This window comes from Amycolatopsis sp. SID8362 (genome assembly GCF_010550475.1).
Lineage (GTDB): Bacteria > Actinomycetota > Actinomycetes > Mycobacteriales > Pseudonocardiaceae > Amycolatopsis > Amycolatopsis eburnea.
Window position 1 is genome coordinate 1 of sequence record NZ_JAAGNB010000443.1, and the last position, 9,619, is coordinate 9,619.

At 71.0% G+C, this 9,619-nt stretch carries 10 protein-coding genes; 9 read left to right on the forward strand and 1 reads right to left on the reverse strand.

Annotated features, from left to right (window positions below; genetic code table 11):
* The 9 genes from G3I65_RS13995 to ndhC all read left to right on the forward strand — a co-directional run.
* On the forward strand, positions 1–822 hold an 822-nt coding region (locus G3I65_RS13995), incomplete at its 5' end, for a molybdopterin dinucleotide binding domain-containing protein (RefSeq protein ID WP_275940153.1).
* Positions 823–964: 142 nt separating this feature from the next.
* A complete protein-coding gene (gene nuoH / locus G3I65_RS14000) occupies positions 965–2,188 on the forward strand; it encodes an NADH-quinone oxidoreductase subunit NuoH (RefSeq protein WP_160696494.1) in 1,224 nt (407 codons plus the stop codon).
* 43 nt (positions 2,189–2,231) lie between these two features.
* Entirely contained in the window at positions 2,232–2,675 is a 444-nt protein-coding gene (nuoI, locus tag G3I65_RS14005; protein ID WP_309235444.1) for an NADH-quinone oxidoreductase subunit NuoI, read from the forward strand.
* Entirely contained in the window at positions 2,672–3,331 is a 660-nt protein-coding gene (locus G3I65_RS14010; RefSeq protein ID WP_160696496.1) for an NADH-quinone oxidoreductase subunit J, read from the forward strand. The genes nuoI and G3I65_RS14010 overlap by 4 nt, the downstream gene beginning before the upstream one ends.
* On the forward strand, positions 3,328–3,627 hold the full coding sequence (gene nuoK / locus G3I65_RS14015; RefSeq protein WP_160696497.1) for an NADH-quinone oxidoreductase subunit NuoK: 300 nt from the start codon (positions 3,328–3,330) through the stop codon (positions 3,625–3,627). Before G3I65_RS14010 ends, nuoK begins: the two co-directional genes overlap by 4 nt.
* Before the next feature lie 11 nt (positions 3,628–3,638).
* A complete protein-coding gene (gene nuoL, locus G3I65_RS14020; RefSeq protein ID WP_309235442.1) occupies positions 3,639–5,474 on the forward strand; it encodes an NADH-quinone oxidoreductase subunit L in 1,836 nt (611 codons plus the stop codon).
* 5 nt (positions 5,475–5,479) lie between these two features.
* On the forward strand, positions 5,480–6,889 hold the full coding sequence (locus tag G3I65_RS14025; protein ID WP_160696498.1) for an NADH-quinone oxidoreductase subunit M: 1,410 nt from the start codon (positions 5,480–5,482) through the stop codon (positions 6,887–6,889).
* On the forward strand, positions 6,886–8,298 hold the full coding sequence (gene nuoN / locus G3I65_RS14030; RefSeq protein WP_160696499.1) for an NADH-quinone oxidoreductase subunit NuoN: 1,413 nt from the start codon (positions 6,886–6,888) through the stop codon (positions 8,296–8,298). Before G3I65_RS14025 ends, nuoN begins: the two co-directional genes overlap by 4 nt.
* A gap of 12 nt (positions 8,299–8,310) precedes the next feature.
* Positions 8,311–8,667 (forward strand): NADH-quinone oxidoreductase subunit A, encoded by a 357-nt coding sequence (gene ndhC / locus G3I65_RS14035; protein ID WP_160696500.1) that lies wholly within the window; start codon positions 8,311–8,313, stop codon positions 8,665–8,667.
* Positions 8,668–8,678: 11 nt separating this feature from the next.
* Here the strand turns inward: ndhC and G3I65_RS14040 are convergent.
* Positions 8,679–9,619 (reverse strand): InlB B-repeat-containing protein (locus G3I65_RS14040; RefSeq protein ID WP_203612382.1); only part of this gene is annotated, 941 nt, incomplete at its 5' end.

A 9,619-nucleotide genomic window follows, 5' to 3' on the forward strand; every position in this document is an offset into this window, starting at 1 on the left:
ATCTGGCAGGTGCCCGGGCTGCCCGCACGGCCCGGCCGCGACACCGACGGGATCCTGGCCGCCGCGGCGGCGGGCGAACTGGGCGCTTTGGTCGTCGGCGGCGTCGACCTCGACGACCTGCGCGACCCCCGTGCCGCCCGCGACGGCGTGCGGACGGCGCCGTTCGTGGTCAGCCTGGAACTGCGGTCGAGCGCGGTCACCGGCCACGCGGACGTGGTGTTCCCGGTGACGGCGGTCGCCGGGAAGGCAGGGACGTTCGCCGACTGGGAGAACCGGCACCGGCCGTTCGAGGCCGCCGTCCGGGAACCCGGCACGCAGCCCGACCACCGGGTGCTGCACGCGATCGCCGCGGAACTGAGCGTCGACCTCGGCCTGCCCGACCCGGATTCGGCACGCCGCGAGCTGGAGCGGTTCGGGCCCTGGTCAGGCGACCGCGCGCCGTGGGAACCGGTGCTGCCCGGGTCCGCCGCCACCCCCGGCCGCGGCCAAGCGGTACTCGCGACATGGCGGATGCTGCTGGACGAAGGCGTGCTCCAGGAGGGCGAATCGCGGCTGGCGGCCACGGCCCGGCCCCCGGTGGTCCGGTTGTCGGCGGCGACGGCGGAGGAGATCGGTGCGGCCGGGGGCGACCCGGTCACCGTCTCGACCGCCGCGGGCGCGATCACGCTGCCTCTGGCCGTGACGGACCTGCCCGGACGCGTCGTCTGGCTGCCGACGCACTCCCGTGGCTCGCGGGTGTACCGGACGCTCGGCGCCGGCGCGGGCGACGTCGTCCACATCGGACTTTCGGTGGCTCGTGCGTTGCGGGAGAGGTTGTCATGAGGACCGTGGAGTTGTGGCTGCCCGCGCGCCCCAATGTGGCCTTCGGTGCGTCAGACGCACCCAAGGCGGCCTTCGGTGCGTCAGACGCAACCAAGGCCACATTGGGGCGCTTGGGGCGGGGCGCGTTGCGGGGGAGGTTGTCGTGAGCACGGCGCAGGTGCTGGCGGCGGACCCGTGGTGGCTGGTGCTGGGCAAGGCCGTCGTGGTGTTCGGGCTGCTGATGGGCACCACGATCTTCGCGATCGTCTTCGAACGGAAAGTCGTCGCCTGCATGCAGATGCGGGTCGGGCCGGATCGGGTCGGGCCGTGGGGGACCGCCCAGTCCGTGGCCGACGCTGTGAAGCTCGCGCTCAAGGAAGATCTGACGCCGAAGGCCGCGGACCGCGTCGTGTTCACACTCGCGCCGGTGATCGCCGGGGCCAGTGCGTTCGGTGCGTTCGCGGTGATCCCGTTCGGGCCCGAGGTCACGATTTTCGGGCAGCACACGGTGTTGCAGCTGACCGACCTGCCGGTCGCGGTCCTGTACGTCCTCGGGATCACCTCGGTCGGCATGTACGGCATCGTGCTGGCCGGCTGGTCGTCCGGCTCCATCTACCCGCTGCTGGGTGGGGTCCGCTCGACCGCGCAGATGATCTCCTACGAGCTGGCGATGGCGCTGTCGTTCGTCACGGTGTTCCTGCTGGCCGGTTCGATGTCCACCGCGGACATCGTCGCGGGGCAGCAGCACCTCTGGTACGGCGTGGTGCTCGCGCCGTCGCTGCTGATCTACGTGGTCGCGATGGTCGGCGAGACCAACCGCGCGCCGTTCGATCTGCCCGAGGCCGAGGGCGAGCTGGTCGGCGGGTTCCACACCGAGTACTCGTCGCTGAAGTTCGCGATGTTCATGCTCGCCGAGTACATCAACGTGCTGACCGTGTCGGCGCTGGCCAGCACGCTGTTCCTGGGTGGCTGGCGGGCGCCGTGGCCGATCTCCCTGTGGGACGGCGCGAACCGCGGCTGGTTCCCGGCGCTGTGGCTGATCGGCAAGATCCTGGTGCTGTTGTTCGGGTTCGTCTGGCTGCGCGGCACGCTGCCCCGGCTGCGCTACGACCAGTTCATGCGGTTCGGCTGGCTGGTGCTGATCCCGGTGTCGATCGGCTGGATCGTCGTGGTGAGCGTCGTCAAGACCCTGCACGAGGCGGGCGTGCCGCTGGCGCCGATGGTGCTGGTGGTGGTCGCGCTCGGCGTGCTGGGCGGCGCCGTCGCGCTGCTGGTCCGCCGCAACCGGGAGAGCTTCCACCCGGAACCGGCCGCACCGTCGGCCGGTTACCCGGTCCCGCCCGTCAACGGTGCCCGTGTCGGCCTGCTGGAGGACTACCGTGCCTGACTTCTTCGACTCCGTCGCCGGGTTCGGCGTCACGTTCTCGGCGATGTTCCGCAAGGCCACCACCGAGCGGTACCCGGAGCAGGCCAAGGAGCCGGCACCCGGTTACCACGGCAGGCACGTGCTGAACCGGCACGCCGACGGCCTGGAGAAGTGCGTCGGCTGCGAGCTGTGCGCGTGGGCGTGCCCGGCCGACGCGATCCGCGTGGAAGGCGCGGAAAACGCCGATGCCGAACGGTTCTCGCCCGGCGAGCGCTACGGCCGCGTCTACGAGATCAACTACCTGCGCTGCATCTTCTGCGGCTTGTGCGTCGAAGCGTGCCCGACGCGCGCGCTGACCATGACCGGCGAGTTCGAGCTGGCCGAGCTGGGCCGCGACCGGCTCGTGTTCACCAAGGAGCAGCTGCTCGCCCCGCTCACGCCCGGCATGGCCGCGCCGCCGCACGCGACGTCGGCCGGAACGGACTACTACGGGGAGGTCACGCCGTGACCACGATCCTGTTCTGGGTGCTGGCCCCGATCGCGGTGCTGGCGGCGATCGGCATGCTGGCCGTGGCGAAGGCCGTGCACAGCGCGTTGCTGCTGGCCGTGGTGATGCTGTGCCTCGCGGTCGCGTTCGTCGCGCTGGGCGCGGAGTTCCTCGGCGTCGTGCAGCTCGTGGTGTACGCGGGCGCGATCATGATGCTGTTCCTGTTCGTGCTGATGACCGCCGGGGTCGACGCGTCGGAGTCGCGGGTGGAGAAGCTGCGCGGGCAGCGGGTCGCGGCCGTCCTGGTGGGGCTGGCGTTCGGGACGGTGCTCGCCGTCGCGATCGGCCGGACCGCGTTGCCCGGCGCCTCGGCGGCCAGTGGCGGCCTGAGCGACCTCGCGACGCTGATCTTCGGCCGGTACGTGTGGGCGTTCGAGGCCACCAGCGCGTTGCTGATCACCGCCGCCCTGAGCACGATGGTGCTGGCGCACCGGCGCGCTCCGCGCAAGTCCCAGCGCGAGCTGTCGCGGGAACGCGTGCGGGGGCTGCTCGACGGCGGGCGGATCAGCCCGCTGCCGACGCCGGGGGTGTACGCCGGGCGCAACGCGGCCGACGTGCCCGCGCTGCTGCCCGACGGCACCCGGTCCGCGGCCTCGGTGCCGGGAGGCGAGCGGTGAACCCGGTCGGCTACCTCGCGCTGTCCGCCGTGCTGTTCACGCTCGGCGCGGCCGGGGTCCTGCTGCGCCGAAATGCGATCGTCGTGCTGATGTGCGTGGAGCTGATGCTGAACGCGGCCAACCTCGCGTTCGTGGTGTTCTCCCGCACCACCGGCAGGCTCGACGGCCAGGTGTTCGCGTTCTTCACGATGGTCGTCGCGGCCGCCGAGGTCGTCGTCGGCCTCGCGATCGTGACGGCCGTCTTCCGGTCCCGCCGGTCCGCGTCGATCGACGACGTCGCCCTGCTCAAGCACTGAGGAGCGTGCCCGTGAACGTGGTATGGCTGGTGATCGCGTCGCCCGCGCTGGGCGCGGCCGTTCTGTTGCTCGGCGGCCGGCGCCTGGACCGCGCCGGGCACTGGCTCGGCGTGCTGGCGAGCGCCGTGGCCTTCGTGGCCGCACTGCTGGCCACGATCGGCCTGGCCGGGCTGCCGGCCACGGTGAGAACGGCCGAAGTTCCGCTCTACACCTGGCTTTCCACCGGCGGCCTGCACGTGGTCGTCCGGTTGCTCGCCGACCCGCTGTCACTGACGTTCGCACTGCTGATCACCGGGGTGGGCACGCTGATCCACGTCTACTCGGTCGCCTACTTGGCCGGCGACCCGGGACGACGGCGGTTCTTCGCCTACCTGAACCTGTTCCTGGCCGCGATGCTGCTGCTCGTGCTCGCCGACGACTACGTGGTGTTGTTCGTCGGCTGGGAAGGCGTCGGCTTGGCGTCGTACCTGCTCATCGGGTTCTGGCAGCACAAGCCGTCGGCCGCGGTCGCGGCGAAGAAGGCGTTCGTCGTCAACCGGGTCGGCGACGCCGGCCTGCTCGTGGCGATCATGCTGATGGTCACCACGTTCGGCTCCGCCCGGTTCGACGTAGTGTCCGCGCAGGTGGGCGCGTCGGGTGGCACGGCGACGGCGATCGGGCTGCTCCTGCTGCTGGGCGCGTGCGGGAAGTCCGCGCAGGTGCCGCTGCAGTCCTGGCTGCTGGACGCGATGGAGGGCCCGACACCGGTGTCGGCGCTCATCCACGCGGCCACGATGGTGACCGCCGGGGTGTACCTGGTGACCCGTTCCGGCGCGGTTTACGCGGCCGCGCCCGCCGCGCAGCTGGCCGTCGCGATCGTCGGCGCCGTCACGCTGCTGGCCGGCGCTGTGATCGGCTGCGCGAAGAACGACATCAAGAAAGCCCTGGCCGCGTCGACGATGTCGCAGATCGGGTACATGGTGCTCGCGGCCGGGCTCGGCCCGGCGGGCGCGGTGTTCGCGATCATGCACCTGCTGACGCACGGGTTCTTCAAGGCCGGGCTGTTCCTCGGTGCGGGCTCGGTGATGCACGCGATGAACGACGAGGTCGACATGCGCCGCTACGGCGCGCTGCGCAAGGCGTTGCCGGTCACGTTCGTCACCTTCGGCATCGGCTACCTCGCGATCATCGGCGTGCCGCCGTTCGCCGGGTTCTACTCGAAGGACCGCATCATCGAGGCCGCGTTCGGCGCCGGGTGGGCGTTGGGGACGGTCGCGTTGCTGGGCGCGGGCCTGACGGCGTTCTACATGACCCGCGTGGTGCTGATGACGTTCTTCGGCCGCGAGCGCTGGGCGGCCGACGTCCACCCGCACGAGTCGCCCGCGCTGATGACCGGGCCGATGATCCTGCTGGCGCTCGGTTCCGCGGGCGCGGGCCTGTTCCTGGTCGGCCGGTTGCCGGGCTGGCTGGCGCCGGTTCTCGGCGAGCCCGCCGGCGGGGAAAGCCTGACGCTGACCGCGGTCACGCTGGCGGTCGTGGTGGCCGGGGTCGCGGTCGCCGTCGCCCAGCACGCCGGGCGTTCTTCGGTGCGGATACCCCGGTGGTTGCGTGTCGCCGCGCAGCGTGACCTCTACGGCGACGCGCTCAACGAGCGGCTGCTGATGCGCCCGGGCCGGGCGCTGGCCACCGCGTCGGCGCGGCTCGGCGAGCAGTTCATCGACGGCGCGGGCAATGGACTCGCGGCCGGAGTCGGGCGCGGGGCCGGGGTGCTGCGGCTGACCCAGTCCGGGTTCGTGCGCGCGTACGCGCTTTCGGTGTTCGGCGGTGCTGCCGTGATCGCCGCCGTCGCGTTGTGGGCGGGGCGGTGACGGCGATGTTCCCCTGGTTGTCCGCGGCCGGCGTGGTCCCGCTGGCCGGATCGCTCCTGGTGGCCGTCGCACCCGCGAGGCTCGCCAAGGTCCTGGCGCTGATTTGCTCGCTCGCCACGCTCGGCGTCGTGATCGCGGCGGCGACCCGCTACCAGTCCGGCGGCCCGCGTTTTCAGCTGGTGGAACACCATTCCTGGGTTCCCGCGTTCGGGGTGTCGTACGCGGTGGGCGTCGACGGCGTCGCGCTCGTGCTGATCGGGCTGGCCGCCGTGCTCACCCCGGTCGTGCTGCTCGCCGCCGACGCGCGTACGGCACGCGGGTTCTTCGCACTGGTGCTGGCACTGGAGACCACGATGATCGTCGTCTTCGCGGCGACGGACGTGTTCCTCTTCTACGTCTTCTTCGAGGCGATGCTCATCCCGATGTACTTCCTGATCGGCCGCTACGGCGGCGAGCGGAGTGGGCCGGCCGCGCTGAAGTTCCTGCTGTACAGCCTGACCGGCGGCCTGCTGATGCTCGTCGCGGTCCTCGTGCTGGGTAGGTCGGCCGGGACGTTCGACTTCGCCGCGCTGGCCGGTCGAGTGGGTAACCAGCGCTGGCTGTTCCTCGGGTTCTTCGTCGCGTTCGCGATCAAGGCTCCACTGTGGCCGTTCCACGGCTGGCTGCCCGACGCCGCCGAGCAGGCGACGCCCACCGTCGCGGTGCTGCTGATCGGGGTGCTGGACAAGGTCGGCACGTTCGGCATGCTGCGCTACTGCCTGACGCTGTTCCCCGAGGCGGCGCACTACTTCACGCCGCTGGTCGTGGTGCTGAGCCTGGTCGGCGTCGTCTACGGCGCGCTGGTGGCCATCGGGCAGACCGACATCGTCCGGCTGGTCGCCTACACCTCGGTGTCGCACTTCGGGTTCATCACGCTCGGCGTTTTCGCGATGACGCCGGAAAGCCAGGCGGGCTCGGCGCTGTACATGGTCAGCCACGGCCTGACCACCGCCGCGCTCCTGCTGATCGCCGGATTCCTGATCAGCAGGCGGGGTTCGCGCCGCATCGACGACTACGGCGGCGTCGTCCGGGTCGCGCCGGTGCTCGCCGGACTGTTCCTCTTCGCCGGCCTGGCCACGCTCGCGCTGCCCGGGCTGTCCGGGTTCACCGCCGAGTTCCTCGTGCTGGTCGGTACGTTCGCGGCCTATCCGGTGGCCGCGGTGATCGGGGTGCTCGGCGTGGTGCTGGCCGCGATCTACGTCCTCTGGCTCTACCAGCGCACGATGACCGGGCCGATCACCGAATCCGTGTCGGGGATGCGTGACCTGGGCGGCCGCGAACGGTGGGTGATGGTGCCGCTCGTGGCGCTGATCCTCTTCCTGGGCCTGTACCCGCAGCCGGTGCTGGACGTCGTCGCGGCGGGAGGTGCCCGATGACCTGGGTGGCACCGCACATCGACTACCTCGCGGTCGCGCCGATGCTCGTCGTGTTCGGCGCCGCCGTGCTCGGCGTCCTGGTCGAAGCTATTGCGCCACAACGACATCCCGCTCAGCTTGCGGTCGCGGTCGCGGTCGCGGGGCTCGTCGGCGCGTTCGTGCTGCTGCTGATCGGAGCGAGCCGCGGGGCGCTGGTGACCGCGGAGGGCGCGGTCGCGATCGACGGCCCGGCCGTGTTCCTCCAGGCGGCGATCCTGGTGCTGTCGTTGTTCGCGGCCCTGCTGCTCACCACTGAGAAGCCGGACGGCGAAGTGCTGCCGCTGATGCTGTTCGCCGTAACGGGCCTGCTGCTGATGCCCGCCGCGCACGACCTGATCACGCTTTTCGTCGCACTGGAAGTGCTTTCGCTGCCGCTGTACGTCCTGTGCGGACTGTCGCGGCGGCGTCGGCTGATTTCGCAGGAGGCGTCGCTGAAGTACTTCGTGCTCGGCGGCTTCTCGTCGGCGTTCTACCTCTACGGCGCGGCACTCGTCTACGGGTACTCGGGTTCGACGTCGTTCGCGGACATCGGGCCATCCCCGCTGGTGTTCGTCGGCGCCGGCCTGATCGCGGTGGCGCTGCTGTTCAAGCTCGGGCTCGCCCCGTTCCACGGCTGGGTCCCCGACGTGTACCAGGGCGCGCCGACCCCGGTAACCGGGTTCATGGCCGCCGCCACGAAGGTCGCCGCCTTCGGCGCGCTGCTGCGCCTGGTCGCCGCGACCGGCGACCTGGGCGGGCTGTGGCGGCCGGTGCTGGCCGCGGTCGCGGTGCTAACCATGGTCGTCGGCGCGGTCGTCGCCGTGGCACAGCGGGACGTCAAGCGGATGCTGGGCTATTCGGCGATTTCCCAGGGCGGGTTCGTCCTGCTCGGCGTCGGCCCGGCGGGACTCGCCGGGACGCTGTTCTACCTCGCGGTGTACGGCTTCGCGACGTTGGGCAGCTTCGCCGCGCTGACGTTGATCCGCGGCGGAGACGACGAAACGGGCGACCTCGCGTCGTGGGCCGGGATCGGCAGGCGGTCGCCGCTGGTGGCCGGCGCGCTGAGCCTGTTCCTGCTCGCCCTGGCCGGAATCCCGCTCACCAGTGGCTTCACCGGGAAGTTCGCGCTGTTCTCCGCGGCCGTCGCGGGCGGGCGCACCTGGCTGGTCGTCGTGGCGGTGCTGGCCAGCGCGATCGCGGTGTTCGTGTACGCCAAGGTGATCGTGACGATGTTCTTCCGGGAGCCGGGCCACGACGGCGCGGTGGTCGTCGCACCGGGCGCGGCGGCCACGACCGTCCTCGCGGCGGGCGCACTGGTCACGCTGGTGGCCGGTGTGCTGCCGCAACCCCTGCTCGGGCTGGCCACCGAGGCCGCCGTGTTCCTGCCCTGAGAGGAGACCGGGATGAACCCGTGGCTGCCGATCGTCGTGCTGCTCCTGCTGGCGGTGGCGTTCGCCGGGGGATCGGTGCTGCTGAGCCGGTTCACCGGCCCGCGCCGCGACAACGACGCGGGCCTCGACCCGTACGAGTGCGGCGTCCAAGCAGCACCCACCAAACCCGGCCGCCGGTTCCCGGTGCGCTTCTCCGTCACCGCGATGCTGTTCATCGTCTTCGACGTGGAGATCGTGTTCCTGTATCCGTGGGCGGTCTCGCTGTCCCGGTTCGGAGTGTCCGGGCTGGTGGAGATGCTGCTGTTCGTCGCGCCGGTGCTGGTCGCGTACCTCTACGTGCGGCGCAAGGGCGGTCTCGACTGGGACTGACCTTTCTCGGGTCAGTTTGTGCGGCGGTGCCGGCGGCGGAGTCCGACGACGGTGAGGGCGAGGCCTCCGGCCAGCAGCATGGGCAGTGCCCAGTACAGGAGCGTGCTGACGTCGACACCAGTCTGTGGCAGTCCTGCCTGGTCGTCCGAGACCGGGCGCACGGGCACAGTCGTGGTGCCCGACCCGCTTGGGGGCGGTGTGGTGGAGCTGCCGGCGTCGGCTGTCCACCGCGCGTACAGGGTCAGGTCCTTGGTCACCTGCGTGCTGAAGTCGTACGGGGAGCCGTCTTTGGTGCTGGACCAGCCGTCGAAGGTGTACCCGGTTCGGGTCGGTGCCGCGGGCTTGATGGCGGTGCACCCCGAAACGACAGTCTGCGTCGACGGGGTGGGGGATCCGCCGGTGGCGTCGAAGGTGACCGCCGCCTGCGCCTTCGCGTAGAGGGTCACGTTTGGCTGCAACGTCCCCGAGGTGCCCCCGTCGGTGTCGGGGCTGGCTGTCTGTGGCCCGAATACCGCCGGCAGATCCGTACCTTTGTCAACGACCTTCCCGGTGCAGGTGTTGGTGCTGTACCACGCCTGCCCGGCCGGCGGTGCGGGCAGCGGAACCTGGGCGGCGTCGTAGGAGGCGGCGAGTACCTGCGATGGGCTGTTCGGCTGGCTGGGTGAGTAGCCGACCAGGAACGCGTGATGCACGATGTCGGCTTCGGCGTAGTCCACGGCTCCGCCGGTCAGCCGGATTGTGCCATCGTTGGTCACTTGCCCGGTGCCGGTCATCTTCGTGTTGATGTTGATGATCCCGGTCGCGTTGTTGGTCAGGGTTCCGTAGTTGGTCTGGGTCCCGGTCAGGGTGAGGGTGCCGCTGTTGGTCACCGTCCCGTAGGGCGTTCCACCGTTGCTGCCGACCACCGAGTTCGCGCTGCTGCCTGAAGTAGCCGTCACAACTGCGTCGGCTC